Source organism: Pseudomonas sp. NBRC 111139 (assembly GCF_001753955.1).
GTDB lineage: Bacteria > Pseudomonadota > Gammaproteobacteria > Pseudomonadales > Pseudomonadaceae > Aquipseudomonas > Aquipseudomonas alloputida.
This window is the reverse complement of record NZ_BCBP01000058.1, coordinates 1-26,582: the sequence shown is the minus strand read 5'-3', so window position 1 is coordinate 26,582 and position 26,582 is coordinate 1. Positions and strand designations below refer to the sequence as shown.

Annotated in this window: 28 protein-coding genes and 1 pseudogene; 16 read left to right on the top strand and 13 right to left on the bottom strand. The window is 56.8% G+C overall.

Annotated elements, in window-relative coordinates; genetic code table 11:
- The first annotated feature begins 206 nt into the window (after window positions 1-206).
- Together BJQ17_RS22215 and BJQ17_RS22210 are read left to right on the top strand one after the other, a co-directional pair.
- Window positions 207-512, top strand: coding sequence for a hypothetical protein (locus BJQ17_RS22215; protein WP_003250658.1), 306 nt, complete (start codon window positions 207-209; stop codon window positions 510-512).
- A gap of 162 nt (window positions 513-674) precedes the next feature.
- Window positions 675-887 (top strand): cold-shock protein, encoded by a 213-nt coding sequence (locus tag BJQ17_RS22210; protein ID WP_003250656.1) that lies wholly within the window; start codon window positions 675-677, stop codon window positions 885-887.
- A 201-nt stretch (window positions 888-1,088) separates the two neighbouring features.
- Here BJQ17_RS22210 and BJQ17_RS22205 read toward each other — a convergent pair whose 3' ends face one another.
- Window positions 1,089-1,400 carry an I78 family peptidase inhibitor gene (locus tag BJQ17_RS22205; protein ID WP_070096654.1) on the bottom strand — a complete coding sequence of 104 codons (312 nt, stop codon included), beginning with the start codon at window positions 1,398-1,400 and terminating at the stop codon, window positions 1,089-1,091.
- A 274-nt stretch (window positions 1,401-1,674) separates the two neighbouring features.
- On the opposite strand from BJQ17_RS22205, the gene BJQ17_RS22200 reads away from it, so the two are divergent.
- Entirely contained in the window at window positions 1,675-1,887 is a 213-nt protein-coding gene (locus tag BJQ17_RS22200; protein WP_003250649.1) for a hypothetical protein, read from the top strand.
- On the opposite strand, the gene BJQ17_RS22195 is transcribed toward BJQ17_RS22200, so the two are convergent.
- The 7 genes from BJQ17_RS22195 to BJQ17_RS22165 form a co-directional block, all read right to left on the bottom strand.
- A complete protein-coding gene (locus BJQ17_RS22195) occupies window positions 1,859-2,860 on the bottom strand; it encodes a nucleoside hydrolase (RefSeq protein ID WP_033726383.1) in 1,002 nt (333 codons plus the stop codon). The two genes, BJQ17_RS22200 and BJQ17_RS22195, sit on opposite strands and share 29 nt — an antisense overlap.
- Before the next feature lie 64 nt (window positions 2,861-2,924).
- Window positions 2,925-3,323: a D-ribose pyranase gene (gene rbsD / locus BJQ17_RS22190; protein ID WP_003250646.1), complete on the bottom strand. Its 399-nt coding sequence runs from the start codon at window positions 3,321-3,323 to the stop codon at window positions 2,925-2,927.
- Window positions 3,320-4,228, bottom strand: coding sequence for a ribokinase (rbsK, locus tag BJQ17_RS22185; protein ID WP_003250643.1), 909 nt, complete (start codon window positions 4,226-4,228; stop codon window positions 3,320-3,322). The genes rbsD and rbsK overlap by 4 nt, the downstream gene beginning before the upstream one ends.
- Window positions 4,229-4,243: 15 nt before the next feature.
- On the bottom strand, window positions 4,244-5,266 hold the full coding sequence (locus tag BJQ17_RS22180; protein ID WP_012052885.1) for a LacI family DNA-binding transcriptional regulator: 1,023 nt from the start codon (window positions 5,264-5,266) through the stop codon (window positions 4,244-4,246).
- 4 nt (window positions 5,267-5,270) lie between these two features.
- Window positions 5,271-6,266, bottom strand: a complete 996-nt coding sequence (locus BJQ17_RS22175) for an ABC transporter permease (RefSeq protein ID WP_003250639.1) — start codon at window positions 6,264-6,266, stop codon at window positions 5,271-5,273.
- Window positions 6,263-7,816, bottom strand: a complete 1,554-nt coding sequence (locus BJQ17_RS22170) for a sugar ABC transporter ATP-binding protein (protein ID WP_070096653.1) — start codon at window positions 7,814-7,816, stop codon at window positions 6,263-6,265. Before BJQ17_RS22170 ends, BJQ17_RS22175 begins: the two co-directional genes overlap by 4 nt.
- A gap of 20 nt (window positions 7,817-7,836) precedes the next feature.
- The gene (locus BJQ17_RS22165) at window positions 7,837-8,796 is read right to left on the bottom strand and encodes a sugar ABC transporter substrate-binding protein (protein WP_070096652.1); all 960 of its coding nucleotides are present in this window, start codon (window positions 8,794-8,796) and stop codon (window positions 7,837-7,839) included.
- Window positions 8,797-9,163: 367 nt separating this feature from the next.
- On the opposite strand from BJQ17_RS22165, the gene BJQ17_RS22160 reads away from it, so the two are divergent.
- Window positions 9,164-10,252, top strand: coding sequence for an asparaginase (locus BJQ17_RS22160; RefSeq protein ID WP_003250634.1), 1,089 nt, complete (start codon window positions 9,164-9,166; stop codon window positions 10,250-10,252).
- Window positions 10,253-10,376: 124 nt separating this feature from the next.
- On the opposite strand, the gene BJQ17_RS22155 is transcribed toward BJQ17_RS22160, so the two are convergent.
- Entirely contained in the window at window positions 10,377-12,251 is a 1,875-nt protein-coding gene (locus BJQ17_RS22155; protein ID WP_070096651.1) for a sigma 54-interacting transcriptional regulator, read from the bottom strand.
- A gap of 201 nt (window positions 12,252-12,452) precedes the next feature.
- On the opposite strand from BJQ17_RS22155, the gene cynS reads away from it, so the two are divergent.
- From cynS to BJQ17_RS22125, 6 genes and pseudogenes are all read left to right on the top strand, one after another.
- Window positions 12,453-12,893 carry a cyanase gene (gene cynS / locus BJQ17_RS22150; protein ID WP_003250631.1) on the top strand — a complete coding sequence of 147 codons (441 nt, stop codon included), beginning with the start codon at window positions 12,453-12,455 and terminating at the stop codon, window positions 12,891-12,893.
- A 64-nt stretch (window positions 12,894-12,957) separates the two neighbouring features.
- A complete protein-coding gene (locus tag BJQ17_RS22145) occupies window positions 12,958-13,782 on the top strand; it encodes a formate/nitrite transporter family protein (protein WP_060537405.1) in 825 nt (274 codons plus the stop codon).
- A 220-nt stretch (window positions 13,783-14,002) separates the two neighbouring features.
- A complete protein-coding gene (locus tag BJQ17_RS22140; protein ID WP_004574330.1) occupies window positions 14,003-14,245 on the top strand; it encodes a DUF1654 domain-containing protein in 243 nt (80 codons plus the stop codon).
- 6 nt (window positions 14,246-14,251) lie between these two features.
- A pseudogene (locus tag BJQ17_RS22135) lies at window positions 14,252-14,623 on the top strand (endonuclease); the annotation flags it as partial.
- A 325-nt stretch (window positions 14,624-14,948) separates the two neighbouring features.
- Complete coding sequence (locus BJQ17_RS30365) at window positions 14,949-15,548, top strand: trans-aconitate 2-methyltransferase (RefSeq protein WP_003250623.1); 600 nt, start codon at window positions 14,949-14,951, stop codon at window positions 15,546-15,548.
- Between the two features lie 293 nt (window positions 15,549-15,841).
- Window positions 15,842-16,027 (top strand): hypothetical protein, encoded by a 186-nt coding sequence (locus tag BJQ17_RS22125; protein WP_139139805.1) that lies wholly within the window; start codon window positions 15,842-15,844, stop codon window positions 16,025-16,027.
- Between the two features lie 48 nt (window positions 16,028-16,075).
- On the opposite strand, the gene BJQ17_RS22120 is transcribed toward BJQ17_RS22125, so the two are convergent.
- Window positions 16,076-16,321 carry a hypothetical protein gene (locus BJQ17_RS22120; RefSeq protein ID WP_033725569.1) on the bottom strand — a complete coding sequence of 82 codons (246 nt, stop codon included), beginning with the start codon at window positions 16,319-16,321 and terminating at the stop codon, window positions 16,076-16,078.
- A 193-nt stretch (window positions 16,322-16,514) separates the two neighbouring features.
- Between BJQ17_RS22120 and BJQ17_RS22115 the strand changes: the two genes are divergently transcribed.
- On the top strand, window positions 16,515-16,796 hold the full coding sequence (locus BJQ17_RS22115; protein ID WP_003250618.1) for a helix-turn-helix domain-containing protein: 282 nt from the start codon (window positions 16,515-16,517) through the stop codon (window positions 16,794-16,796).
- Window positions 16,797-17,502: 706 nt separating this feature from the next.
- On the opposite strand, the gene BJQ17_RS22110 is transcribed toward BJQ17_RS22115, so the two are convergent.
- Window positions 17,503-18,213 carry an amidotransferase gene (locus tag BJQ17_RS22110; RefSeq protein ID WP_003250616.1) on the bottom strand — a complete coding sequence of 237 codons (711 nt, stop codon included), beginning with the start codon at window positions 18,211-18,213 and terminating at the stop codon, window positions 17,503-17,505.
- Window positions 18,214-18,496: 283 nt separating this feature from the next.
- Between BJQ17_RS22110 and BJQ17_RS22105 the strand changes: the two genes are divergently transcribed.
- Window positions 18,497-19,792: an MFS transporter gene (locus BJQ17_RS22105; RefSeq protein WP_070096649.1), complete on the top strand. Its 1,296-nt coding sequence runs from the start codon at window positions 18,497-18,499 to the stop codon at window positions 19,790-19,792.
- 100 nt (window positions 19,793-19,892) lie between these two features.
- Here BJQ17_RS22105 and BJQ17_RS22100 read toward each other — a convergent pair whose 3' ends face one another.
- The gene (locus BJQ17_RS22100) at window positions 19,893-20,957 is read right to left on the bottom strand and encodes a LysR family transcriptional regulator (protein ID WP_237742407.1); all 1,065 of its coding nucleotides are present in this window, start codon (window positions 20,955-20,957) and stop codon (window positions 19,893-19,895) included.
- Window positions 20,958-20,994: 37 nt separating this feature from the next.
- Here BJQ17_RS22100 and BJQ17_RS30360 point away from each other — a divergent pair, with 37 nt between their 5' ends.
- Window positions 20,995-22,338, top strand: a complete 1,344-nt coding sequence (locus BJQ17_RS30360; protein ID WP_083285094.1) for an MFS transporter — start codon at window positions 20,995-20,997, stop codon at window positions 22,336-22,338.
- A 169-nt stretch (window positions 22,339-22,507) separates the two neighbouring features.
- Window positions 22,508-23,329: an SDR family oxidoreductase gene (locus tag BJQ17_RS22095; RefSeq protein ID WP_003250609.1), complete on the top strand. Its 822-nt coding sequence runs from the start codon at window positions 22,508-22,510 to the stop codon at window positions 23,327-23,329.
- 21 nt (window positions 23,330-23,350) lie between these two features.
- On the opposite strand, the gene BJQ17_RS22090 is transcribed toward BJQ17_RS22095, so the two are convergent.
- Window positions 23,351-24,259 (bottom strand): LysR family transcriptional regulator, encoded by a 909-nt coding sequence (locus BJQ17_RS22090; RefSeq protein ID WP_003250607.1) that lies wholly within the window; start codon window positions 24,257-24,259, stop codon window positions 23,351-23,353.
- A 106-nt stretch (window positions 24,260-24,365) separates the two neighbouring features.
- On the opposite strand from BJQ17_RS22090, the gene BJQ17_RS22085 reads away from it, so the two are divergent.
- Both BJQ17_RS22085 and BJQ17_RS22080 read left to right on the top strand, forming a co-directional pair.
- Entirely contained in the window at window positions 24,366-25,349 is a 984-nt protein-coding gene (locus tag BJQ17_RS22085) for an aldo/keto reductase (protein WP_070096648.1), read from the top strand.
- Between the two features lie 36 nt (window positions 25,350-25,385).
- Window positions 25,386-26,582: multidrug effflux MFS transporter (locus tag BJQ17_RS22080; RefSeq protein WP_307572225.1), on the top strand; the 1,197-nt coding region annotated here is incomplete at its 3' end.

The window sequence follows — 26,582 nt, the reverse complement described above, 5'->3', positions numbered from 1 at the left end:
ACGAACCAGAGTGACTGGAAAGAAAAAAGATAGCTGCAACCGGCAACAGCGCGACTGCAAGCCGAGCATGCTAGCACGCGGGTTGCACCCCAGGCAGAAATATTTGGAAATTGCACCACAACGGTGAACTAACGCGGAAAAATACCGCTCAGACTTTGGGAAGCAACCTACTCTTGATGAGACCTTAACCCAAGGAGTAACTGGTGATGCGAGTTCCGTCTCTTCTGGCCCTGGCGGCCGCTGGCGCCCTGCTGCTGCCCGTGGCTGCGAACGCCGGCAACTTCCCAGCCGGGAAGGAGGCCGCCTACATGACCCAGTGCACGCAAGTGGCCAGCGGCCAGGGCGTTGACGCTGCCACCGCGAAAAAACACTGCGACTGCGGCGCGCAAGCCATCAAAAAGAACTTCACCGACGCCGAGATTGCCGACCTCGACAGCAAGGACGGCGTTGACGCCAAGCTGATGCAGAAGGCGCAGTCGGTGGTGAGACAGGCCTGCGCACCGAAGAGCTGAAACCTTAAAGCCGGTGATGACCAGCCATTCTTTGAGCTGGATCAATATCCTGCGAAGGTAAAAGGCGCTAGATGCGCAGAATTAGACTATGATGTATCCCGTGCTCCGTAGCCTCGGCCGCATTGCACCACTGAAAAAACTAAATGTTCTGGAGATTCACCCATGTCCAATCGCCAACAAGGCACCGTCAAATGGTTCAATGATGAGAAAGGCTACGGCTTCATCACCCCAGCAGGCGGCGGCGACGACCTGTTCGTACACTTCAAAGCCATCGAATCTGACGGCTTCAAGAGCCTGAAAGAAGGCCAGACTGTTTCCTTCGTCGCCGAGCGCGGCCAGAAGGGCATGCAGGCTGCACAGGTTCGTCCGGAGTAATTCGGATAGCTGTAAAAAAACCCGCCCTTGTGGCGGGTTTTTTTATGGGTGATGCATCATCTGAGTGGGGCGGGATTGCCTGCGAAACCGACTGTAGGGTGAATGGCACGGGCTTTGCCCGTGTTCGCGGGTGAACCCGCTCCTACAAGGCGACCGCGCAGGCTTTTCACATTTTGCGCAAGGCAGTTGCCCCCGCGTGCATCAACCGCAGTTGACGCGGGTTACCCTACCCTGCTCGTCCACGTTCAGGTTCAAGCGCTCGGAGCGGTACTCCAGGGTGACCACGTCGTGCGGCTTGAGAATGCGCGCCATCTGCGAGCCGCTGGCCTTGCGTGCCTGCTCCAGCAATTCGGCGCTGGCCTGCTTGCCCAGGGCAAAGTCGGCACCACTGGCATCGCAGCGGCCATCGTTGCCCGCTGGCGCGGCACCACCATCAGCATTGCCACCAGTGCTGCAACCCGCCAGGACAGCAGCCACAGCCAGAGTTGCCAGGTAAGCACGGGTACGGAACATGAAGCCTCCTAAATCGGTCCGGGAACTGTCTGATCCGACAGCTCCGCTCATCATTTGTTGCAAAACCGGTCAAGTCTGCCTGAACTGCAGCGGCGAGGCGAAAAGCAATCGTGACCGGATTTTGCACAACGTGCTGTATTTGCCATATGCTTAGCCCGCACGGTCACCGGCGCAAAGCCATGATTTGCTGCAAGAAGTGGAGCGCATCCCGCCTCCATCGAACACCAGGGTCAGGTGTTCCCCCTTCGTTCCGGGCCCCCAGCGAGAGCTTTTCATGAGCACCCACAGCATCGATGCCGATATCAAGGTCAAATGGGCCGAGGGCCAGAGCGCGTACAGCCCTGGCACACCGGAAGAGTTACTGTTGATCGCCATCGACCTGTTGGTGCGCGACAACGGTGCCGAGGCGGCACGCAGCTTCATCGACCAGGTATTCGAGCGTTACGCGCCGCACGCGGCTATTCCAATCGCGCCAGACGGTCACTGAGCAGGTTGAACAGCCCCTGGGCATCACCCTGCTCCACCCACAGCACATTCGCCGGCCGCTTGAGCACACCGTACCAGTCCGCAACTGTCTGGCCGAAAGTGGCCCCTTCGCGGCTGTCTATGCTCATGTGGATACGCCGGCCACTGAACAGCTCGGGCTTTAACAGGTAGGCGATGACGCTGGCGTCGTGCACAGGGCCGCCAGGTATGCCATACACGTCCATATCGTGGGTGATGTAGGCATTGAGGATATCCACCACGCGCTTGCTGGCCTGGTTGTTCACGGCTGCCAGTTGCTTCAGGCGGGCGTTACTGGTCAGCAGCTTGTGCGTGACGTCCAGCGGCAGGTAGGTCAGCTGTACGCCGCTGGCCAGCACCACTTCGGCGGCGTGCGGGTCGGCATAGAGGTTGAACTCCGCCACCGGGGTGATGTTGCCACCATTGAAATGGGCTCCCCCCATGACCACCACCTCTTTGATGCCGTTGACGATGCTCGGGCGCTGGATCAGCGCCAGGGCCAGGTTGGTCTGCGGGCCGAGCATGGCGACGGTGATGCTGTGCGGTTTGGCTGCGCTGAGGGTATCGACCAGGTATTGCACGGCATTGCCCTGGGCCAGAGGCGCTTTCGGCTCGTGCACCGGTACACCGGTGAGGCCTTCTTCGCCATGAACGTCGGCGGCGTAGATCGGCGTGCGCACCAATGGGCGGCCGGCACCGGCGTACACCGGGATGTCTTCGCGCCCCGCCCATTCGCAGGCTAGGCGGGCATTGCGCGAGGTCTTGTCCAGGCGCACATTGCCGGCCACGGTGGTGATGGCGCGGATATTGAGTTCGTTGGGCGAAGCCATGGCCAGAAACAGCGCGACCACGTCGTCCGCGCCGGGATCGGTGTCGATGATCAGGTCGATGGGTGCGGCCTGGAGGGTGGAGGCTGTGGCCATGAAGACGACTCCTTGTAGCAGGGACTTGAGCATGGATGGCACTCCTGTTGCCTATGAATCATGCGTTTACACAGCCCGGCGTCCTTTGTGGAAGCGGCTAGAAGGTGACGCCGGAGATGAGGGCGATGTTGCTGTAGGGCTGGCACTCGCCTGTACGCACCACCGCACGGGCACTGCGGGACAGCACTTTGAAATCCTCATGGGTCAGCCATTCGCGCTTGCCCAGCTTGCCCTTCAGTCGCTCGATTTCGACCAGCGCGGGTGGCACCACTTTCTGCATTTCCTCGGCCAGCACGTGGCGCTCAACCTGCAATTCGCTCAGCACCACCCGCAGCACACTGGCGAAGTCCGGCAGGCCAGGCGTAATGGCCAGGTCGATCAGCTCGACACCCGGCGGCACCGGCAGCCCGGCATCGCCGATCACCAGGATATCGCCATGCCCCATGCCGGCAATGACTCGCGACAGGGCAACGTTCAGCAGCGGGGTTTTCTTCATGGCGTCAGCTCCGCCAGGTAGGGAATCGACGGCTGGGCACCGGCACGGGTAACCGACAATGCCGCGGCACGCTGACCAAAGGCGATCGCCTCGCCCTCCTTCAGCCCACGCACCAGGGCGGCAGCAAAGCCACCAATGAAGGTATCGCCGGCAGCGGTGGTGTCCAGCGGTTGCACGCGCGGCGCCGGATAGTGCTGATGGCCTTGGGCAGTAACCAGCAAGGCACCTTGCGCACCCAAGGTGATGATCACTTTGCCTGCCCCCAGCTGCAGCAAGCGCTCACCTGCGCGCCGGGCACTGTCCTGGTCGGTCACCGCCACACCGGTCAAGGCTTCGGCCTCGCTTTCGTTAGGGGTAAGGTAATCGATATGCGCAAACCAGTCCGCTGGCAAGGGGCCGGTAGCGGGTGCTGGGTTCAGGATGACCTGCTTGCCCAGCTCACGCGCCCTGGCCAGTGTGCACGCCACAGTGTCAGTGGGCACTTCCAGCTGGCAGATGACCACCTCGGCGGCCTGCAGCAGTGCATCGAAACGCAGCACCGACTGCGGCGTCAGCAGGCCGTTGGCGCCGGGAATGATGACAATACAGTTCTGGCTGGCAGCATCCACCGTGATCAGCGCCACACCGCTGGACGTGCCCGGGCAGGTGCTGACACCCTGACAGTCGATACCCTCGACATACAAGGCCCGGTGCAGTTGCCGACCGTAATCATCATCCCCCACATTGCCGATCATCGCCACGCTGCCCCCCAGCCGCGCTACCGCCACCGCCTGGTTGGCACCCTTGCCGCCCGGCACCGTGAAAAAGCTATCGCCGGGGAGTGTTTCGCCGGCCCGTGGCAGACGCTGGGCGCGGACCACCAGGTCCATGTTGAGGCTGCCGACCACCACAACCTTGGCATTCATGACGTTTCCTTAGCGTTAGCGGTATTCATTGAACAGGTCCGGGCGCGGCCCGGTGGATTCACGCAAGACGATACGCGGGGCGACGATACGCTGCTCCGCCGCGCCTTGCCGGGGCGTAGCGATACGCGTCAGCAGCAACGAGGCAGCGCTCTCGCCCAGCTCGCGGATCGACTGGCCCACGGTGGTCAGTGGTGGGTACACGTAGCGGCTCAGTTCGATGTCGTCGAAGCCGATCACCGACAGCTCGCCGGGTACGCTGATATTGCGTTCGGCGGCAGCGCGCAGCACACCAAAGCCGATCATGTCGTTGCCGGCAAAAATCGCCGAGGGCCGCTTGCCTTCCAGCACCTGCGCCGCCGCTGCATGGCCACCCGGGCTGGTGAAGTCGCAGTGCAGTACACGGCTGCCCAGCACAGGCGCACCGGCTTCGGCCATGGCACGGCGGAAGCCGCTCAGGCGCAGCTGGGTAACACCGGTTTCGGCGGGGCCGCCGATATAGGCGACGTCGCGATGGCCCAGCTCCAGCAGGTGCTGGGTGGCCAGGTACGCCCCCTGCTCGTGGTCAATGCGCACCAGGTCGGCATCGACGCCTTCCAGCTCACGGTCGACGATGACCATTGGCGTGCGCACACCGGCCAGGCTTTGCAGCAGGTCGTCGTCCTGGCCCACCGAGGCCACTACCAGGCCGTCGATGCGTTTTTCCAGCAGCACGCGCAGGTAGCTGCGCTGCTTCTGTGGGTTGTCGTCGGAGTTGCACAGGATCACGCAATAGCCGTTGCGCTCGCAGGCGTCTTCGATACCCCGCGCCAGCTCGGCGAAGTAAGGGTTGACGCTGTTGGGCACCAACAGGCCGATGGTGGCCGTACTGCGCGCCTTCAGCGAGCGCGCCACCGCACTGGGCACGTAATCCAGTTCGACAATGGCGGCTTCCACCTTCAGCCGCACCTGTTCGCTGACCGGACGGGTCTTGTTGAGTACATGGGACACGGTGGTGTAGGAAATACCCGCCAGTGCCGCGACGTCTTTGATAGTTGCCATGGTGTCAGTTCCGCCGGCCTGCGCGCCGGCTACGGTAAGTGTCGAGCACAACGGCGATGACGATCACCGCCCCGGTGATAATGCGTTTGGTCGGCTCGCTGGCGCCGATCTGCGCCAGCCCGGCGGCCAATACGGAAATGATCAGTACGCCAAAGAAGGTGCTGATGACCGAGCCACGCCCGCCCATCAGGCTGGTACCGCCGATCACGACGGCGGCAATGACCTGCAACTCCAGGCCAGACCCGGCGTTGGGGTCGGCGGCTTCCAGCCGCGAGATCTGGAACAGTGCGGCCAGGCCGGCGAGCAGGCCCATCAGGGCGAACACCAGCACTTTGTAAGGGCGCGGATCGATACCGGCCAGGCGCACGGCCTCTTCGTTGGTGCCGATACCGATCAGGTAACGGCCGAACACCGTGCGCGTCAGTACCAACTGGGCGAGCACGATCACCAGCAAGGCGATGATAAACGCTGGCGAAACACCAAAGGCGACCGGGTTGGAGAACCAGGCATAGGCGTCGCCGATATAGGCGGTGCGCGAGTCGGTGAACTGGTAGGCCAGGCCACGGGCCATCTCCAGCACACCAAGCGAGACGATGAACGACGGGATGCGCCAGGCTACGGTGACGCCACCGGTAATGCTGCCGGCCAATGCGGCCACAGCCATGCCCAGCAGCGCCGAGGGCAGCACGCCCCAGCCCCAGCCGAGTATCGCCACGCTCACCGTCGAGGCGGCCAGCGCCAGCACCGAGCCCACCGACAGGTCGATGCCGCCGATGATCAACACGAAGGTCATGCCCACCGCCAGCACCATCAGGTCCGGGATCTGGTTGGCCAGCGTGCTGAAGGTGCCATACGACCAGAAGTGGCTGCTGAGGAACGAGAACAGCACGATCATCGCCAGCAAGGCGCCAGCCAGGCCCAGGTAGGTGCCCAGGCCAAAGTAGGTACCGCTGCGGCGCACGGGGGCGGCTTCCTGGTTGTTGAGCGGGGTGGTTTTCATGCATCCATCCTGGGGGCTGCATCATGCAGCAACGCGTCACGTTTCTGATAACCGGCGAAGGCGGCGGCAAGCAACTGGTCCTGGCTCCAATGATCACGCGCGAAGGTGTCGATCAGGCGGCCGGCGGACAGCACGGCGATGCGGTCGCAAATCAGCATCAGTTCGCGCAGGTCACTGGACACCACCACCAAGGCCTTGCCTTGGCGCGCCAGCTCGGCCAGCAGGCCATAAATGTCGAACTTGGCGCCCACATCGATGCCACGCGTGGGCTCGTCGAACAGCAGCACCTGGCAATCGCGCTCCAGCCAGCGGCCGATCACCACTTTTTGCTGGTTACCGCCAGACAGCTCGCCCACCACCTGCTGCGCGCCGGCACTGCGAATGCGCATGGCCTGGATCTGGCGTTCGGCCAAGGCCTTTTCCGCTTCGCTATCGAGCACACCGGCGCGCGATACCGCGCCCAGGTTGCCCAACGCAATGTTGGCGCTGATCGACTGCGTCAACAGCAGGCCCTCGCCTTTGCGGTCTTCGGTTATCAGCGCGATACCGGCCCGCACTGCAGCCTTGGGCGAGTCGATGTTTACCGCCTGCGGCGGTTGGCCGAGCGCGATACCGCCGCTGTCGGCGCGATCGGCACCGTAGATCAGGCGCAACAGCTCGGTACGGCCGGCGCCGATCAGCCCGGAAATGCCAAAAATCTCCCCTGCCCTGACTTCGAACGACACCTCGCGCACCTTGTCGCCGCGGCACAACTTGTCGACCTTGAGCAGCGGTGCACCCATCTGCCGTCGGCCCAGGTCGATATGCTCGCCCAGCTCGCGGCCGACCATCAGGTTGACCAGCTCGGCGCTGCTGTAGCGCTGGATCGGCTCGTCGCACACCAGCTTGCCATCGCGCAGCACAACGATGCGTTGGGCTACCCGCTGCAACTCTTCCAGGCGATGCGAGATATAGACGATGGCCACGCCGCGCGCGCGCAGGCGCTCGATCTGGGTGAACAGCAACGCCACCTCGCGCGCAGTGAGCATGGCAGTGGGTTCGTCCAGGATCAGCACATGGCAGTCACCGATCAGGTTGCGGGCAATTTCGACCATTTGCTGATGGCCGATGCCCAGTTCACCGACAGGGGTGTCCGGGTCGATGGCGTCGAGCCCGACCCGAGCCATGGCGGCCGTTGCCAGCTGGCGCAGGCGCTTGTGGCTGATCCAGCCGAAACGGCTGGGCAGGTTGTCGAGAAACAGGTTTTCCGCGACGGTCAGCGTCGGCAGCAGGTTCAGTTCCTGCATGACCATGCGCACCCCAAGGCGTTCGGCCTCGCCGCGGCTGCCGGGCGCGTAGGCCTGGCCACGGTAGGTCATGTGCCCGGTGGTGGGCACCTCCAGGCCGCTGATAAGCTTGGACAACGTACTCTTGCCCGCGCCGTTCTCGCCGGTCAGGGCCAGCACTTCACCGGCGCGCAGGCTCAGGCTGACCTCGCCGAGCACGGGCTGGGCGTAGGTCTTGCCCAGGCCGCTGGCGGCAAGCACCACTTCATTGGCCGATGCAGGCATGGCCGATTCTCCTGGCAGCATCAGGGCTTCTTGGTGATGAGTTCGACCGGGGTCTGGATGACGTTGTCGGCATCCACATCAGGCTTTTCGCCCTTGACCATTTTCAGCGCCGCCTGAATGCCATACACCGCCTGCTGGCTGGCCGCCTGGTCGAGGGTGGCAAGCACGCGACCGTCTTCAAGCATTGGCTTGATGGCATTGATGTTGTCATAGCCCACCACTTGCACCTGGCCGGTCTTGCCAGCGGCACGCACGGCGGACACAGCGCCCAGGGCCATGCTGTCGTTGCCGGCCAGCAAGGCCTTCAGGTCGGGGTATTCGTTGAGCATGGAGGCGGCGACGGCGTTGCCTTTGTCGATCTCCCAATTGCCGCTTTGTACCGAGACGATTTTCATCTGCGCGGCGCCCATGGCGTCCTTGAAGCCGGCGGTGCGCTGCTGGGCATTGGTGGTGGTCGGCACGCCTTCGATGATGCCCACCTGGTCGCCGGCCTTGAGCTTCTGGCTGGCCAGGTAATCGCCAACCAGGCGCGCGCCCTTGCGGTTGTCGGGGCCGACGAAGGGAACGCTGATGCCTTTGCTCTCGAGCAGGCCAGGGTCCAGACGGTTGTCGATGTTGATCACCACCACGCCCTGGTCCATGGCCTTCTTCACCGCCGACACAAGCGCCTTGGAATCAGCCGGGGCAATCACCAGCGCCTTGGCGCCGGCATTGACCATCTGTTCGACAATGCGGATCTGCTCGCCAGTGTCGGTCTCGTTCTTGATCCCGTTGGCGATCAGCTCGAACTCGTCGGCATGGGTTTTCTGGTAGTCCTTGGCGCCGTCTTCCATGGTGCGGAAGAACTCGTTGGCCAGCGACTTCATGACAAGGGCGACCTTGGGCTTGTCTTCAGCGTGGGCGGCAGACAATGGCAAGGCGAGGCTAAGCGAGGAAATGACAGCGAGGGCCAGCAGACGACCGGGGAACGGCAGCTTCATGAACGATGACTCCGAATCTTGTGTTTTTTATCGGATCGCAAACGTTTGCGTTGACCAACTATGGTAACAGGACCGTTGTTTGTCAAATCCGTTTGGCTGTCGGAGGCCAATGTGCTGCCGGGGCCGATTATGCAGGCTTTTCCGAAAAACCGAACACCTTTTCCTTTATTTGTTCGGAATTACGAATGCGATGCCGCCTTTTGCAGGCGCGGTTCGGTGCAACACCACACATTGCCGGGGCTGCTACGCGGCCCCTTGCAACGCAAGGCCGCTCCAACCCAGGCAACGCGTGGTGCCTTGGTACGGAAAATGCCTGTAGCCCTGCGCGACTCAATAACTATCTCACTAGGAAGCGAGAACAATAACGATGAATGCCGCACTCAAAACCTTCGCCCCCAGCGCACTCGCCCTGCTGCTGATCCTGCCATCCAGCGCCTCGGCCAAAGAAGCCGAAACCCAACAGAAGCTGGCCAACGTGGTCATCCTCGCCACCGGCGGCACCATTGCCGGCGCCGGCGCCAGCGCTGCCAACAGCGCCACTTACCAGGCTGCCAAGCTGGGCGTCGACAAGCTCATCGCTGGCGTGCCAGAACTGGCCGACATCGCCAACGTACGCGGCGAGCAAGTGATGCAGATCGCCTCCGAGAGCATCAGCAATGACGACCTGCTGAAGCTGGGCAAGCGCGTCGCCGAGCTGGCCGAAAGCAAGGACGTGGACGGCATCGTCATCACCCATGGCACCGACACCCTCGAAGAAACCGCCTACTTCCTCAACCTGGTAGAGAAGACCGACAAGCCAATCGTGGTGGTCGGCTCGATGCGTCCGGGTACCGCCATGTCCGCCGACGGCATGCTCAACCTGTACAACGCCGTGGCCGTAGCCAGCGACAAGCAGTCGCGTGGCAAGGGCGTGCTGGTGACCATGAACGACGAGATCCAGTCCGGCCGCGATGTGAGCAAGGCGGTCAACATCAAGACCGAAGCCTTCAAGAGCGCCTGGGGCCCGATGGGCATGGTGGTGGAAGGCAAATCGTACTGGTTCCGCCTGCCGGCCAAGCGCCATACGGTCAATTCCGAGTTCGATATCAAGCAGATCAGCAGCCTGCCGCAGGTGGACATTGCCTATGGCTATGGCAACGTCACCGACACCGCCTACAAGGCGCTGGCACAGAACGGCGCCAAGGCGCTGATCCATGCCGGTACCGGCAACGGCTCGGTATCGTCGCGGGTAGTCCCGGCGCTGCAAGAACTGCGCAAGAACGGCGTGCAGATCATCCGCTCGTCGCATGTCAACCAAGGTGGTTTCGTACTGCGTAACGCCGAACAGCCGGATGACAAGAACGACTGGGTCGTGGCTCACGACCTGAACCCGCAAAAAGCGCGGATCCTGGCGATGGTGGCAATGACCAAGACCCAGGACAGCAAAGAGCTGCAACGCATCTTCTGGGAGTACTGATCAACCACCCATGGCCGGTGCCCCACATCACCGGCCATTCTTCCCTTCCAGATCAATCCCGCCCGGCCGCCATTCAACTGGGGCTCGCATCAGTGGGTTTCTTCTCTGGCTTGCGCAAGCGGCTCTATTTGTAATCTCTCGGATCAACGCCCCACTTCTTGAGTCGAGACGCCAAGGTTGTGGGCTTCAACCCCAGCAATTGCGCAGCACCACCCTCGCCGGAGACTTTCCCTGCTGTTCGCTTGAGCACAGAGATCGCATTCAGCTTCATCTGCCGCTCCCAGTCTTTGTCGGCAGTCGGCTCGGGCTGGCATTGTGCAATTGAAGATACAGGGCCACTGGACGGGGCGCTTGGCGCCAGAACCTCATGAAAGCTCACGCGACCGTCTCGGGAGACGATGGTCTGTCGCTCAATCACATTTTGAAGCTCGCGAATGTTGCCTGGCCAGGCGTACTGCTGAAGCACCGCGACTTGGGTCAGCGACATGCGAATGCCCGGTTTGTTAAACGCCAGGCTAGCCCTTTCAAGAAAATGGCTGGCGAGCAACGGAATGTCCTCAAGTCGCTCCCGCAGGGGCACCGAGCGTATAGGGAACACATTCAAGCGGAAGTATAAATCTTCCCGGAACGCCCCTCGGGCGACCATATCGCGCAGGTCACGGTTCGTTGCGGCGATAACTCGCACATCAACGGCCCTGGTGCGATTGTCGCCTACAGGCTCAAACTGGCGGTCCTGTAGAACACGGAGCAACTTGCTTTGTAGCTCCAGCGGAATCTCTCCCACCTCATCGAGAAACAAGGTACCTCCGTCCGCCAATTCAAAGCGACCCACTCGGTTGCTGACCGCTCCGGTGAAGGCCCCTTTGAGGTGGCCGAAGAACTCGCTCTCGAACAATTCACGGGGTACCGCGGCGCAATTGACCCGAATCAGAGGGCGGTCGCGCCGGGGGCTGCTGGCATGAATCGCGCGAGCCACAAGCTCCTTACCCGTGCCTGACTCGCCGGTGACCAACACGTTGGCGTCGGTAGCTGCGACCAGGTCGATCTGCTGTAACAGATGCTTGACCGCTGGGCTTTCGCCGACGATCTCGTGGTGATTGCCGTGGGCGTTGATTTCCTCCTGCAGGTATTGGTTTTCCATCTCCAGCCGAGTCTTCAACTGCTCTACTTCACTTAGCGCATCGCGCAGGCGCGCTTCAGTGCGCTGTCGTTCGCGGATGTCCCGAAACAACACCACCGCCCCCACCAGCCTTCCCATCTCGAAGATTGGAGTGCTGGTGTACTCGACGGCGATTGGTTCGCCGCTCTTGTGCCAGAACACCTCGTGGTCCACGCGATGAACTTGTCCATCGCTGAACGAAGCATGGATGGGGCACTGATTGACCTCGAACGCACGTCCGTCGCTATGGCTGTGGTGGAACAAATGGTGGGCATCCTGGCCAATCATGTCGACGGCACTCCACCCCAGAATACGCTCGGCGGCGGGGTTGATGAACGTGGTCTGGCCCCGGGTATCGAGCCCATAGATGCCCTCGCCAACTGCACCAAGAATCAGCCGGTTCTGCTGCTGGATGCGCTCGAACACCTGGCTGATCCGCTCCCACCCCACGTGGCCCAAACGGTGTTGGCGGCGCGCCTCAGCCCGGTTACGGCGCTGCTCCAAAAGGTCCCGGCGCTGCACCGCCAGTACAATTTTCCCGCCCTCAACCGCGCTAGCCGAAACCTCCACCGCTATTTGCCGCAGTTGCAGATCCACCAGCAGCAGGTCGTCCGACCACGCTTCGCCTTGAGTCAGCACCTCATCCGTAAAGCTCACCCACAGTGCGATTCCCCCTCGCAGAAAATGGCTAAAGGCATGACCGGAAAGCTCATTTGCGGCGCAGCCCAGTAAATCGAGCGCGGCGTTGTTGGCTTGCAGTACCCGATCATCTACCGGGTGGATTAACAGCATGGCAACGGCGGAGTCGGCAGCGACTCCGAGGGCGACGGCGTCTGTCACTGATGGATATCCTCGAACCGATTTTCACGACATTTCGTGAACAATATTACGACCGTTCGTGATTTACGAAATTTCGTAAATAAACCTCGCCATCAAACAAAAAATAACTCAATAAAATCATGCAGTTACAAAAAACAGGAGATTGGCACATCTCTCGCTATGGGTGTGTTCACCTTAAACCAAACTGCGGGAGCAGAAATAATGGACAAACTTGAAATGCATCACCTGATCATGGCCGCGAAAGCACGCAAGGGCCTGAGCTGGGATGATCTTGCCAACGCAGTGGGCAAGGCCCCGGTATGGCTTGCATCGGTCTGCTACGGCATGAATAGCGCGCCGCTGGAAGTGGCAACGCATCTTTGCGAGGTATTGGAGCTGGATGATCAAGTCGCCGCCACCTTAACCGCTTTCCCAGTCAAGGGCTGGGACAAGTCCATCCCTCAAGACCCGCTGATCTATCGACTGTATGAAGTCGTGGGCGTCTATGGCCCGACCCTGAAAGACGTGATCCAGGAAAAATTTGGCGACGGCATCATGAGTGCCATCGACTTTTCCATGCATGTCGAGCGAATCGAAGACCCCAAAGGCGACCGGGTTCTGTTGACCCTCAATGGCAAGTTCTTGCCGTACCGTTCCTGGTAAACCCATCCAACCCTCGGCACCCCTCCAGGGGTGCCGCCTATTACCCGCAGTTGAGGGAGCCGCCATGTCTTATCTGCTACCCACCGATTTTGTCACCAAGATGCTCGATGCCGGCGCATCAAAGGTCCACATGTCCACTCGCGACACGCTGATCCGCAGCTATATGGCCGGGGCAATTCTGGCCCTGGCGGCCGTATTCGCAGTGACCATCGCAGTACAGACAGGCTCAGCCCTGCTAGGCGCAGTACTGTTTCCGGTTGGTTTTTCAATGCTCTACCTTATGGGCTTCGACCTGCTCACTGGGGTCTTCATGCTCACCCCGCTGGCATTACTGGACAAACGTCCCGGGGTCACCGTTAGGGGAATTCTGCGCAACTGGGGCCTGGTGTTCGTCGGCAACTTCGCCGGCGCCCTTACGGTCGCCTGCATGATGGCCTTCGTCTTTACCTATGGTTTCCACGCTTCCCCCGGCGCCGTGGGAGAGAAAATTGCCAGCATCGGTGAGGCCCGCACCCTGGGTTACGAGCAATACGGGCTGGCAGGCTGGTTGACGATCTTCCTGCGTGGCGTGCTGTGTAACTGGATGGTGTCGATGGGCGTGGTCGGCGCAATGATCTCCACCTCTGTGAGCGGCAAGGTGATCGCCATGTGGATGCCGATCATGCTGTTTTTCTTCATGGGCTTCGAGCACTCGGTCGTGAACATGTTCCTGTTCCCTTCCGCAATGATCATGGGCGGCGACTTCTCGCTCATGGACTACCTGGCGTGGAACGAAATCCCCACCGTACTGGGCAACCTGGTGGGCGGCCTGGCCTTCACAGGCCTGACGCTGTACGGCACCCACATCCGTACGGCCGCGAAGAAAGCCACCAGCGCAACAACCTGCTGAAGCGATAAAGAAGGCAGGCAGCCTCAGTCGCCGCCTGTCTCACTTCATACCCAGGACAAAAAAGAGGTTTTGCTTTGCACTGCTACTAACCCGAACATCGTTTACATTTCAGAACGGTGTCATGGCTTACGGACCAACGCTGGATTTCCCCTGACAAGCTGTTGCGAATTTACTTACAGTGAAATACTGTATGCACATACAGCAAAACAAGGAAATTCCTGTGTCCAGCACCGCCTCCGCCACCCCGAGCAGCTATGAACAGCTGGGTGTACGCATCCAGAAGATCATCAACAGCCCCACCGCCCAGCGCAGCCGTGCGGCGCTGATCTTCCGCCTGGAACAGGAAAGCCCGGATGACTGGGAGACCCTGCTTCAGGAGATTGCAGAAAACGACAACGTCACCCTCGCCCATCGCGACGATGGCGGTGTGCAGATTTTCTGGACCGTACCGAAGGAAGATTGACTGCGCATGAGAGTTTCGCTTTTCGCAGCAGCTTGCCTGTTACTGACCACTCCGCTTGTTCAAGCCGACGCCCCGCGCACCTTCCAGGAGGCCAAGAAGGTCGCCTGGAAGCTCTATGCGCCGCAATCGACCGAGTTTTATTGCGGCTGTAAATACAAAGGCAACAAGGTCGACCTGGCATCTTGCGGCTATACCCCACGCAAGAACGCCCAGCGCGCGTCGCGCATCGAGTGGGAGCACATCGTACCCGCCTGGCAGATCGGCCATCAGCGCCAGTGCTGGCAGAGCGGCGGGCGCAAGCAGTGCTCGCAGCATGACGAAGTGTACCAACGCGCCGAAGCCGACCTGCACAACCTGGTGCCAAGCATCGGCGAGGTATATCTATAAGCGGCTTTTTTCAAACCTTTTGTTGATACACACCACTCCTCACCTATGCTCCAATGGCAGTAGACTCAGGGGCAGAGGATGAGACGATGAAGGTGCGGAAGGTTAAAGAGATTCAGTGGTCAGGAGTGGATCTGACCAGCTGGTCGATTCTAAGAGAGGGGGCCCTCTCTGCATCCTCCCTGGTAGCCGCCCCCAGTCTCTACCTTCTGACAAGGGCCCAAGCGTCTAAAGAAGGCAACTTTCAAAAAGCAAGTGCAGAGGATCCCATGATGGCCTCTGCGCCTTAAAGACATGGACTGGTAAGGACGCTTCATCCATGACGAGTTGGAATGCTTTCTACGAACGTACAGAAACCCGAGCCCCTTCTCCGCTTCTCACATATGCGATTGATCACGTTGGAAATCTAAATCCTCGCTGTGCAATAGATCTGGGATGTGGGTCAGGCAATGAAGTCTGGCAGCTCATCCAAGGCGGGTGGCAGGTCTTGGCAATTGACAAAGAACCAGAAGCCATCGCGCGAACGATCCGTAAGTGCTCGATGAACGAAGCTCGCCGACTCACCGCTGAGGTCGCGGACTTTGAGCATCTGACCCACCTTCCACCGTCTGCTTTGATTCATGCAGGGCTAGCTCTTCCTTTCTGCAGGCCTAACAAATTTGCCAACCTTTGGAGTCAGATTCGCACCGCCCTAGTCCCGGGCGGTGTATTCGTAGGTCATTTCTTTGGTTTGAGGCATACCTGGGCGAGCGAAGAGCTAATGTCATTCCATAGCGTGGAGGACATTCGGAGGCTAAGCGAGGGATTCGAAATAGTCCTGCTGCGTGAATCTGAATCATCGATGGTCATCGACTCTGGAGCTGTGAATTGGCACCGGATCAATGTGATCGTGCGCAAGCCTTATCATCCAGGGAGGTAACGAGATTCTAGGGGGTGTTTCTGCCCTGCTTCATCGCAACTGCGTTTTATCAGGGCTTCCTCCTCCAACCCCGGCGACGTTGTGAGACAAAGCTATGGCGTGCAGGACGCATCGCAGATTTCCACCGAATGCTATGGTCTGCGCGCACCATCTCTCAGCGTGATAACCCAAAGCGAGACTGCCTGCGCAGTTGCTCATGATTCACCGACTGAACGATCAAAGCCCCTCAGCACTCAATGTAACGCTCTCTAAAGGATCGAGGGCCCAGTACATGAAGTTTCCAAGGAGAAGGCATGATGAGCCTCACCCTTCGCTGCCTCAAATGCAATGGAAAGCAGCTTGTGCAACCCACTAGGCTGCATCGTAAATCGGTGATCACCTGCAGGAGCTGTGGCGCTCTGAGCCACCATGGCGATCTCGTGGAAGCGGCAGGTTTGCGGCTCATGACCAAGCTCAAACAGCAGCTCAAAACCGGGTAACCGAGGGGCGACGCCGAGAGTTCAAGTCCTACAGCCAGGCTACTCTCCTCAGTGAGCAGCGCTGGCTACCTGAAGCTGGTACCTCGCCTGGGTCAACTCTGTCTCCGCCTTCTGCAGCTCAGCTTTGACGCCCGTCCACATCAGAACCAAAGTGGCGATCTTTTCGCGAGACGCCGTCAACTCCTCGCCCATTACGGCCAGCTCGTTCTCAAGCAACAGGCACTGCTGCTCGAGCAGCTCCTCCCGCGAGAAAAAAGCAAAGCGATCATCAACGGTCTGGTCAGGGTTTTTCATGACGCTCGTCACCACGAGTAGTACAAATGTTCTCCTGTCGAGCTTAGCGATATATACTGGATGTATCAACAGTAGGTCGACGGAGTGGTGGTGCCTTCTCACCGCCCGGCCCTGGGTACGCACGCGGTCGATAGGGATTACGCAGGGGTGCTTCGTGGATATCGCCCGAGACACGCGCAAACGGAGAGCGCATATGTCACTGAAATCGTCTTTCGCTATTGTCCTGCGGGCGCTACGGAGCAAGCGAAACATCACGCAGCGGGACTTCGGTGACACGAGCCGGACGTTCCTGTCCAAGTTGGAAGGCGGTAAATCCAGCCTGACGCTGGATAAGCTCGAGCAGGTGAGTCAGCGCCTAGAGTTGAGCCCGCTGACTTTGTTGACGCTCACCTTGAGCTTGGAGTCTGGTAAATCCTCAGCGGAGCTCATCGACGACCTTCGCTTGGAAATTGAGCACCTGGAGGGTGATCTGTAGGTCGTCGAAGTTTCATCACGGCTCCAGATCTCTTCCAGAATGGTTCTGAACACTCTACTGAGCCCTGGGTGCTTACCAGCTGCAGCCAGCTCTTGGACGAGACCACTGATCGACGCTATCCAAGCAGTTGGGAGGAAATGCCTCAGGTATGAATTCCGGGCACGATCTCCCCGTCAGATAGACATCTCGAAAAAGTGGGGAAGGCGGAAGCAGTACCTCAAATCGACTCTCTTCGCCATCTTGTAGACCTCCATTTCTGAATGGCGATAAGGCCTGCCCCTCACGAATGGAAGAGTGAATTTTGTCAACTACGCGCCCAGTCTCAAAAATCCTACGATGCAAGCCAAGATAACTAAAAAACATTTTACTCAAAACAAAATTTCGAGTAATGCATATTTACTTAATACCTATACTTTGATGAAAATTCCTACAGGCCAAAAATGAAACCTTCTAACCCAAGACTGGACACTCAGAAAACAAAGCGAACCCAGCAAGCTTATAAGACCTCAACTAACAGCTGAACCAATCGCTCTCTCGCCCAAACAGCCAAGGCCTGTCGTGTAAGTCATAAAGACGGGCTCAGCCTCAGTACTCTTAATTGAGGGTTTCACAATACCCCAGCGATAAAGGCACATAAAGTGCGGGAGGTCGGGCAACCTCCCCGGACACTATCCTAGGCATCGCCTCGCGCCAGAAAAGAAACCACTTACTTGCAGGCAACGAAACGCATCATCCACTCCCCTACCAAAGAACCTTGCTGATCACGCTTCAAGCTTTGAACGGCGGCGCTGTGCACTTCTTCACCAAGGGCATCCATACGAAGATCGAGTAGCGCTCGAGAGTAATCATGACTGAACTCGGGGTGCCCCTGAAAACACAGTACTTGGTCACCAATATGATAAGCAGCATTGGGGCAAAAAGCGCTTGAAGCTACCGTAGCTGCGCCTTTCGGCAGCAAAGTTACTTGATCTTGATGGCTAACCAATAGTGCAAGGTTATTTGAATATGGTGTCATCCACTCGGTTTGTATATCCACCTTATAGTCGTGCACACCCACACCCCACCCTTGAATCGCCCGCTCAGTACGCCCCCCTAACATGAGAGCAAGCAATTGATGACCAAAACATATTCCTAGCAATTTATCGCCACGATTGTAACACCTCATTAGAAATTTTTTTAGCGACAAGATCCACGGCTCCCCCCCAAAGGAATCCGCCTTACTTCCCGTAACTAGATAAGCATCGAACCTATCAGCCTCAGTCGGATACTCACCTTTCACAACATTATAGGTAAAAAATTGCGCAAGCAAAGGTTGCCGAGCGAAGAGCTGCTCAAACATCTTACCGTAGCCATGATACTGCTCGACCAATTCGGGTCGTAGGATATCGGTTTCTAAGATGCAGATGCGTAGCGACATAGACATAGTACCTAGCACGAACTGAAGGGAGACAGATAACAACACAGAGATTGCTAGAAATCGCACGCAATGGCAAGCCTGCAAATGCGATATTTTAATAGACACCCTGCTAGAGCAATCAGTCACGAAAAACAATAACGGAACCTGCGTTGCCCTATAGGCAACACGCATTCTAATTACAGCTATTGCTCATCACCTCAAATCCGGCGAATATAAGGGTTCTGCAAAAAAGAGGCACCCCATTAAATTTTGGCTCACTCACCTAAAACCCGGAGAACCAAATGTGACGCCAGACGCAAAACACCAGAAAGAAGACAATGAAGCCCTTCATAAGATATACAAATCTCTAAACCTTAGAATCCTAATCCCGCTAATGATTTGCTACCTCTTTGCAAATCTAGACCGCCAAAACATAAGCTTTGCAAAACTACAAATGCAGAGCCACCTGGGATTTTCCGATGCCGTTTACGGTCTCGGCGCTGGAATTTTCTTTATTGGTTATGTGCTTTTTGAAATACCAAGCAACCTTATTCTATTACGTCGAGGCGCCCGCGAGACATTCTCTAGGATTTTAATACTTTGGGGACTAGCATCAACCTCAATGATGCTAGTAGAAAACGTCAAAATGTTTTACGGCATTCGATTTTTACTTGGAGTATTTGAGGCAGGGTTTGCCCCAGGGATGATTCTCTATCTCACATACTGGTACAGCGAAGCTCGAATGGCTCGAGCACTTTCAATCGTTCTAATAGCGGGCCCAGCCTCAGGAGTCATAGCGGGCCCTCTTTCATTTTGGTTGATAAGCGTGTGCGACGGCCTACTGGGGTTAGCTGGGTGGCAATGGATGTTTGTAATCGAGGGATTACCGTGCGTAGTACTCGGACTTACAATTTGGTTGATACTTCCTGACAAACCAGCAGATGCCACCTGGCTTTCAGATGCAGAAAAGGAAAAACTGAAGAGCCAACTCCCCACCCAAAAAAGCACAAGGTCATCTCTAATAATATTCACCTCACCAAAAGCCTACCTACTCGGAATAGCTTACTTTTGCCTTATTTGCGGAATCTATACTCTCAAATTTTGGCTCCCCAGCATATTGAAACAAAGCGGAATGAGCAACACATTAGAACTTGGTTACGCCTCCGCGCTGCCCTACCTCGCCGGGGTATTGGGTATGCTCCTATTTGGGTGGAGCTCTGATCGCCATCTCGAACGTAGGTGGCACAGTATATTGCCAGCCTTAGCCGCCGGTGCATTGCTGAGCATAGCGACAATGGTAGTCAATAGCGCTTTATTATTCCTAACCTTTATAAGCCTGACAGCCTTCTTTCTCTATGGCTCATATGGCGTATTCTGGGCAGCAGCTTGCAAGCACCTGAAGAAGGGAGGTGAAGCCGGAGGAATAGCTTTGATAAATTCGATAGGACTCATCGGTGGCTTCATTAGCCCCAGCCTTATTGGCTGGTCAAGCACCGCAACAGGCTCTCTTGATGTTGGCATGCACATGATGGCATGCCTGTTAATTAGCGGGGGCATTTTGCTATTCGCAATTAGCGCATCAAAATACCAAATCAATTAGCGCAACCACATTACGACCACTTAAAATATATAGCCCCACTTATTTAGAATCTTGAGGTGCACACCACCTCAAGAAAACTAAGCATTAAAATTCTTTTGCGTTACTCGCAGTTGCGAAGCGCGGTCATCCTTTCTAGCATCCATTTTCGCATTTCAGCCGCAGCAGGGCCTAGTGGACGACCACTACGAGCGATCAAACAGACCTTGCATGTTTGAAAAAGCGAGTGCCTCATCGGAAGTGCCACGAGCTCCCCACACTTCAGCTCTCTCATAACAGCATACTTACCAAAAAACGTTATACCTTCCCCCTTCTTTGCGAATTGCTTCAATGCGACCAGGGAGTTCGTCCTCAATTGAATATTCAACTGCAGACCTTCAGCATACTCCAGCATTTTAACTATTTGACCAAGCCCAAATGAAGAGGGTGGCGTGGCAACCGGATACTTGACGACGTCCTCTACAGTTACATCTGTCCCTCGTAAAGCCAAAGGATGCTGTGGATTCACGATAACATTGACCGGCCTTGAGGCGGAGACAAGATGGTTTATATGGGGATGTGCAGGAGGATTAAAGGCAACACCTAAGTCAGCTCGCCCATCTACCACCTCATTCACCACATCATTTACTGGAAAAGCGTTCACACCGACCTCAATCCGAGGATATCTTACACAGAAGTCGGTAACCACTTCATCCATCAGTCCTTCAATATAAGCCTCGCTAGTAGCAATTCTTATTCCCCCTTGCTCCAATCCCTGAAGAGCGCGCATTCTACTATCGAATTGCTCCTGCTGAGCTTGGCAACCACGCCAATATTCGACCAGATGCTGAGCTGCCTCCGTGGGCACAACGCCTCGAGCACGACGCTCAAAGAGTTCCGCTCCAACCTCTTCCTCCAAGAGCTTGATTTGCCGAGTAATAACCGACGCGGCAGTATTGAGGTTATCCGCAGCCCCCCTAAAGGTACCTTGGGTCAGAACTTCATAAAAGTATCGCAAGCGCCTCTGATTGATCTCGCGCATCGGGATCTTCGCCACCGAACGTTGCCCAAAAGGCAACGATAGCACATCTTGATTGCTATTGCTTGCCAAGGCGGTGATTGTCACCATTGACCGCGACGCCCCTAATGCGGAGCGCACAATAAAAACAACAGAAATGGCAGTTAGCAATTGACTTCTGCCTCAATCTATCGGAGTACGCTCAGTGATGACTAACGTCAAAGGCTTCCACAAGGGAAGCGCGGCGAGTGAGGCGCTATATAGGAAAATTAACTGGCGCCTCCTTCCAATATTAATGCTTTGTTACTTTTTCTCTAACCTAGACCGACAAAATATAAGCTTCGCAAAGCTACAAATGCAGAATGACCTTGCATTTTCCGACGCCATCTATGGCCTAGGAGCGGGCATATTTTTCATTAGCTATGCTTTATTTGAAGTTCCCAGCAACCTAATTCTGGCACGAATTGGAGCACGAAGGACTATTTCTCGAATATTAGTCCTCTGGGGATTAACCTCAGCAGGAATGATGTTTGTAAACAGCGTGCCAATGTTTTACTGCTTGAGACTACTTTTGGGCGTCTTTGAAGCAGGGCTATTTCCTGGAATGGTCTTCTACCTCACCTTTTGGTATGGTGAAGCAAGAATGGCTAGAGCCATTTCGTTAATCTTGATTGCGGGGCCTATATCTGGCGTACTAGGTAGCCCCCTATCTGGCTGGCTGATGACAGCATTCGATGGAGTGTTAAGTCTTGCAGGTTGGAAGTGGATGTTTCTAATAGAGGCCCTGCCTTGCTTACCACTCGCTTTAGTTGTTTGGAAGATGCTAGCGGATCAACCGGAGCATGCTAAGTGGCTCTCCACAGATGAAGTTAAGCTGCTCAAAAACCAAACACACATCACACATGTAGTGAAACACCATTCATTCCGTAGCGTGCTATCTGACCCACGCATCTATCTGATGGCCACCGCTTACTTTTGTTTGATATGCGGTATTTGCACAATCAACTTCTGGCTCCCAAGCATAATTAAAGCTAGCGGGGTATCTAGCACCCTCGAAATAGGCTTCTATACCGCCATCCCTTATATAGCGAGCATATGCGGAATGATTTATTTTGGGCGAAGCTCTGATCGTCACCGTGAGCGTCGCTGGCATAGCGTACTTCCCGCTGTGGGTGCTGGTCTGTGCTTGTGTATTTCGACATCTATCTCAGGCAACGTACTGGCATCATTAACCACCATTACCCTTGCCACTCTATTGATGTATGCCTCATACACCGTATTCTGGACTATTCCCTCGAGATACCTGAAGGGCAATGGTGCTGCTGGCGGTATAGCCTTTATAAATACAATCGGAGCATCAGGTGGATTTGTTAGCCCAACAATCATCGGCTGGGCAACCACTACGACAGGTTCGCTTCATGCTGGATTATACGTAATGGTCGCGCTACTTTTCTTAGGAGCAAGTTTACTGCTCTGTATTCGCACATCTAAATCGGATGAGACTTCGGCTGAAGCTTGCGCAAACACTACTTTGCCTGCAACTCAAGCTTAGATCAATTATGTAACATAGGGGCCGTACAAGCGCGCCCCGCCCATTTACTCACTACCAAAGCTCGATTGATGAAGCGCGCTCATAGGGTTACTCAAAGCAATTGCGCTAATCAGCCCTAGCATTTTGTCCTAGAGTTATAGGCTTAACCTAACCTAGCCAGGAGATATTCATGCCAGACGTAACCGTTGTGATCGGTGCCGGATCAATCGGCCAGGCAATTGCTAGGCGAGTCAGCGCAGGCAAGCATGTCGTGCTCGCAGATCTTCGCAAGGAAACTGCGGACTCAGCCGCTAAAGTGCTCAACGACGCCGGCTTTGAAGTCAGCACGGCAGTGGTTGACGTTTCCTCTCGTGCCTCTGTCAAAGCCTTGGTTGATACCGCCGCTGCCGTTGGCGATATTACTGGGGTGATCCATGCCGCTGGTGTCTCCCCGTCCCAGGCGCCACCAGCAACCATACTTCGAGTGGATTTGTATGGCACTGCGCTAGTTCTGGAGCTCTTCGGCAACGTCATTGCAAAAGGGGGATCTGCCATCGTCATCGCTTCGCAGTCCGGTCACCGACTGCCGGCGCTGACACCTGAGCAAAATAGAGCCCTGGCGCTAACGCCCGTTGAAGAGTTATTGACGCTTCCGATGCTGCAACCCGAACAGGTGACCGATCCGCTCAACGCCTACCAGATCTCCAAGCGCGGCAACTCCCTGCGCGTGGCTGCAGAAGCTGTTCGTTGGGGTAAGCGTGGTGCTCGCGTCAATACAATCAGCCCAGGCATCATCTTCACCCCACTGGCGCGTGATGAATTGAATGGCCCACGCGGCGCTGGGTATCGAAGCATGATCGAATCCTGCGCGGCCAAACGCGGTGGCACTCCTGATGAGGTAGGCGCCGTCGCCGCATTGTTGATGGGCCCCGAAGGAACGTTCATCACTGGCAGCGACTTCCTCATGGATGGTGGCGTAACTGCACAATACTGGTGGGGAGAAAACCAGTAAGCGAAGCAGTCAGCAGGAGGGTTAATACTGCTCCTGCTGGCGAGCCCATTCGCGCACAGCTTCAGCGAACATCCTCAAGGCCATCGGTGGATGACGATTGGCCGGATAGTACAGACAGGCTCCGCCGTAGTGAGGCCCCCATTCTGGTAACAGATGTACCAACCTTCCCGCTTGCAGATATTCTTCCACCTGATGCTCAGGCACCCAAGCAATGCCAATCCCGGTGAGGGCAGCCTCGATCATCAGGTTGATGTTGTCCATCGTCATCGGGCCGTCTACATCAATGCTGGCAGACCGACCTAAGTGATCGAGATCCCATCGGAATAACGTTCCGCTCGCAAATCGAAACCTGATGCATCGATGCACCTTGAGGTCGTGCGGGGCCTTTGGGGCAGGATGACGGGAGAGGTACTCGGGGGAGGCCACAGCTGCAAATCGAATGTCGGGCCCAAACCGCACAGCGATCATGTCTCGCGGCACGTCGTCATAGAGCCGAATGCCGGCATCGAATCCGTCAGCAACGATGTCCACCAATCTACTATCAGCCACGCACTCGATATGAATCTGGGGATTGTCTCGCAAGAACTGAGGCATGACGTGGCGGATTAAAGGTTTGAAGGACGATTCTGACGCACTGAGCCGGATAGACCCGGACGGTGTACTGCGCTCGGAGGTGACGTCATTCACTGCACACTCCAAGTCATTCAAGAGTGGCTGAACCCGTTGATAGAGTTCTTCTCCCGCCTCGGTCAGGGCTACAGACCGCGTAGTTCGGTTGAATAGGCGAAGCTCAAGCCGTGCCTCCAAACCTCTCATTGAGTGGCTCAGCGCAGAGGGAGAGACTCCCAGAGCTTTGGCCGCCCCGGTGAAGCTCTTCTGCTCGGCTATCGCGACGAAAGCAGTCAGTTCAGGAATTCCGGCTCTAATCATTGATGAATTCCCCTCACTTACCTATGAAATGTAACGCAAATTGTTGAGCAAGCTACATGAGTTTAGAGTTTACATGCCATCTACATCTTTGCGAAGGAGACGAAACATGTTGAAACGTCAGCTCGGCAAAAACGGATTGGAAGTATCCGCCTTGGGGTTGGGATGCATGGGTATCAGCTATGCCTACGGCCCAGCCTTGGAGAAGAAAGCAGCTACCGCTTTGATCCGAGGCGCCTTCGACAAAGGGGTGAATTTTTTCGACACAGCTGAAGCCTACGGGCCATTCACCAATGAGGAGTTGCTCGGTGAGGCCTTGGCTCCAATTCGCGACCAAGTGGTAATCGCCACCAAATTTGGCTTCAAGAATGGCTTGCCGGCTGATGGGCTGGATAGCCGACCAGAAAACATCAGAAAGGTGGTCGAGCATTCCCTGCGGCTTTTGAAAACCGACCGTATCGAGCTCCTCTACCAGCACCGCGTAGATCCTCAGGTGCCAGTGGAAGATGTTGCGGGGACAGTCAAGGAGTTGGTGGAAGCGGGTAAAGTCCTCCACTTCGGCATGTCAGAGGCCGGGGTAGAGACTATTCGCCGGGCGCATTCCGTGCTACCCGTGGCTGCACTACAAAGCGAGTATTCCTTGTGGTGGCGTGAGCCAGAGAAGGACATTCTTCCTACCCTGGAAGAGCTCGGAATTGGCTTTGTACCGTTCAGTCCTCTTGGCAAGGGCTTCCTTACTGGGACTATCGATGCCAACACTAAATTCGCAGATGACGACTTCCGCAATGTAGTGCCACGATTCACCGAGGAGAGCCGTGAAGCCAATAAGAGACTGGTGGACGTGCTCGGGGTAATTGCTGATAGCAAAGGCGCCACACGTGCTCAGGTAGCACTGGCCTGGCTGTTAGCTCAAAAACCTTGGATCGTCCCAATTCCTGGCACTACGAAACTAAATCGCCTCGAGGAAAATATCGCTGCGGCCAGTCTCAGCCTGACTAACGACGACCTAGCCTCCATTGCGACAGCGCTTGCTCACATCCAAATTGTTGGCGACCGCTACCCGGCTCATCTACAGAAAAACGTGAATCGCTGAATCTTCCGTAACGAGTGCCGCCGACTTTCTGATTAGATGCCGGCGGTCTTGCTTCTCAGATCTTTACCGAGGGCAGCTTCCTCAATGCTCCAAACGACTCCTCTGGTAGGTACTCAACAGTCGGACAAGCAAAGTCTATGGATACTTGCAGTCCTAAGCGCCTTGATGGCTTTCGCTTCAGTTTCCACCGATCTCTACCTGCCAGCTATGCCAGCGATGGCTCAATCTCTTCATGCCAGCCCTGGGCAACTGGAACTCACTATCACAGGCTACCTGGTTGGTTTCAGCCTAGGCCAGCTGCTTTGGGGCCCAATTGGCGACCGTTACGGTCGGCGCCTACCTATTGCCCTTGGCTTGCTTCTTTTCATCGCGGGCTCTATCGGTTGCGCATTGTCGACCGCAACTCCCGTCATGATCATTAGCCGTGCACTCCAAGCGGTCGGCGCATGTGCGAGCGTGGTTCTGGCGCGTGCAATGATCCGTGATCTCTACGAGGGCCACCGTGCCGCACAGATGCTCTCTACCTTGATGACCGTCATGGCCGTCGCCCCTCTACTCGGGCCAAGCGTGGGGGGGGCGATCTTGAAGCTTGGATCATGGCACTTGATCTTCTGGGTTCTGGCTTTCTTCGGTATTGCGACGCTGATCGCTGTGTACTCCCTGCCTGAGACGCTACCCATCGAGCGGAGAAATTACGAGCCCCTTGGTGGTGCATGGAAGCGTTACATTCAGCTAATCATGGATCGTCGAATCATCGGCTATGCCACAGTGGGTGGATTCTTCTACGGTGGGGTCTACGCCTACATTGCTGGAACGCCGTTCGTTTACATTGACTACTACCACATTTCGCCTCAGTCCTACGGCCTCCTCTTTGCCTTGGGTATCGCGGGAATCATGATGGCGAATCAGGCCAACGCCAGACTCGTGAAGCACATAGGTAGTGACCGGCTAATGCGCGTGGGGGCGCTGATGGCGGCACTGGCGGGGATCTGGCTGTTGATTGATAGCTGGAGCGGCCTAGGAGGGTTAACAGGGCTGGTGGCACCGCTCTTCGTCTTTTGCGCAGCAGCAGGCTTGATTGTTGCGAACTCCATCGTCGGAGCGCTTAACAGCTTTCCCACAGTCGCAGGCGCGGTATCCGCCCTGATCGGTGCGCTACAGTATGGCACTGGAATACTGGGGTCGGGATTGGTCGGGGCATTGGCAGATGGTACACCCCTACCAATGGCCCTG

Bases quoted from the DNA above. Each gene is read 5' to 3' on its own strand.
- BJQ17_RS30365 (WP_003250623.1), top strand. From the start codon at position 14,949: ATGACGAGTTGGAATGCTTTCTACGAACGTACAGAAACCCGAGCCCCT.
- BJQ17_RS22085 (WP_070096648.1), top strand. From the start codon at position 24,366: ATGTTGAAACGTCAGCTCGGCAAAAACGGATTGGAAGTATCCGCCTTG.
- BJQ17_RS22090 (WP_003250607.1), bottom strand. From the start codon at position 24,259: ATGATTAGAGCCGGAATTCCTGAACTGACTGCTTTCGTCGCGATAGCC.
- BJQ17_RS22145 (WP_060537405.1), top strand. From the start codon at position 12,958: ATGTCTTATCTGCTACCCACCGATTTTGTCACCAAGATGCTCGATGCC.
- BJQ17_RS22210 (WP_003250656.1), top strand. From the start codon at position 675: ATGTCCAATCGCCAACAAGGCACCGTCAAATGGTTCAATGATGAGAAA.
- BJQ17_RS22180 (WP_012052885.1), bottom strand. From the start codon at position 5,266: ATGGCAACTATCAAAGACGTCGCGGCACTGGCGGGTATTTCCTACACC.
- BJQ17_RS22165 (WP_070096652.1), bottom strand. From the start codon at position 8,796: ATGAAGCTGCCGTTCCCCGGTCGTCTGCTGGCCCTCGCTGTCATTTCC.
- BJQ17_RS22110 (WP_003250616.1), bottom strand. From the start codon at position 18,213: ATGTCGCTACGCATCTGCATCTTAGAAACCGATATCCTACGACCCGAA.
- cynS (WP_003250631.1), top strand. From the start codon at position 12,453: ATGGACAAACTTGAAATGCATCACCTGATCATGGCCGCGAAAGCACGC.
- BJQ17_RS22175 (WP_003250639.1), bottom strand. From the start codon at position 6,266: ATGAAAACCACCCCGCTCAACAACCAGGAAGCCGCCCCCGTGCGCCGC.
- BJQ17_RS22215 (WP_003250658.1), top strand. From the start codon at position 207: ATGCGAGTTCCGTCTCTTCTGGCCCTGGCGGCCGCTGGCGCCCTGCTG.
- BJQ17_RS22170 (WP_070096653.1), bottom strand. From the start codon at position 7,816: ATGCCTGCATCGGCCAATGAAGTGGTGCTTGCCGCCAGCGGCCTGGGC.
- BJQ17_RS30360 (WP_083285094.1), top strand. From the start codon at position 20,995: ATGACTAACGTCAAAGGCTTCCACAAGGGAAGCGCGGCGAGTGAGGCG.
- BJQ17_RS22200 (WP_003250649.1), top strand. From the start codon at position 1,675: ATGAGCACCCACAGCATCGATGCCGATATCAAGGTCAAATGGGCCGAG.
- BJQ17_RS22120 (WP_033725569.1), bottom strand. From the start codon at position 16,321: ATGAAAAACCCTGACCAGACCGTTGATGATCGCTTTGCTTTTTTCTCG.
- BJQ17_RS22095 (WP_003250609.1), top strand. From the start codon at position 22,508: ATGCCAGACGTAACCGTTGTGATCGGTGCCGGATCAATCGGCCAGGCA.
- BJQ17_RS22205 (WP_070096654.1), bottom strand. From the start codon at position 1,400: ATGTTCCGTACCCGTGCTTACCTGGCAACTCTGGCTGTGGCTGCTGTC.
- rbsK (WP_003250643.1), bottom strand. From the start codon at position 4,228: ATGAATGCCAAGGTTGTGGTGGTCGGCAGCCTCAACATGGACCTGGTG.
- BJQ17_RS22160 (WP_003250634.1), top strand. From the start codon at position 9,164: ATGAATGCCGCACTCAAAACCTTCGCCCCCAGCGCACTCGCCCTGCTG.
- BJQ17_RS22195 (WP_033726383.1), bottom strand. From the start codon at position 2,860: ATGCTCAAGTCCCTGCTACAAGGAGTCGTCTTCATGGCCACAGCCTCC.
- BJQ17_RS22125 (WP_139139805.1), top strand. From the start codon at position 15,842: ATGATGAGCCTCACCCTTCGCTGCCTCAAATGCAATGGAAAGCAGCTT.
- rbsD (WP_003250646.1), bottom strand. From the start codon at position 3,323: ATGAAGAAAACCCCGCTGCTGAACGTTGCCCTGTCGCGAGTCATTGCC.
- BJQ17_RS22115 (WP_003250618.1), top strand. From the start codon at position 16,515: ATGTCACTGAAATCGTCTTTCGCTATTGTCCTGCGGGCGCTACGGAGC.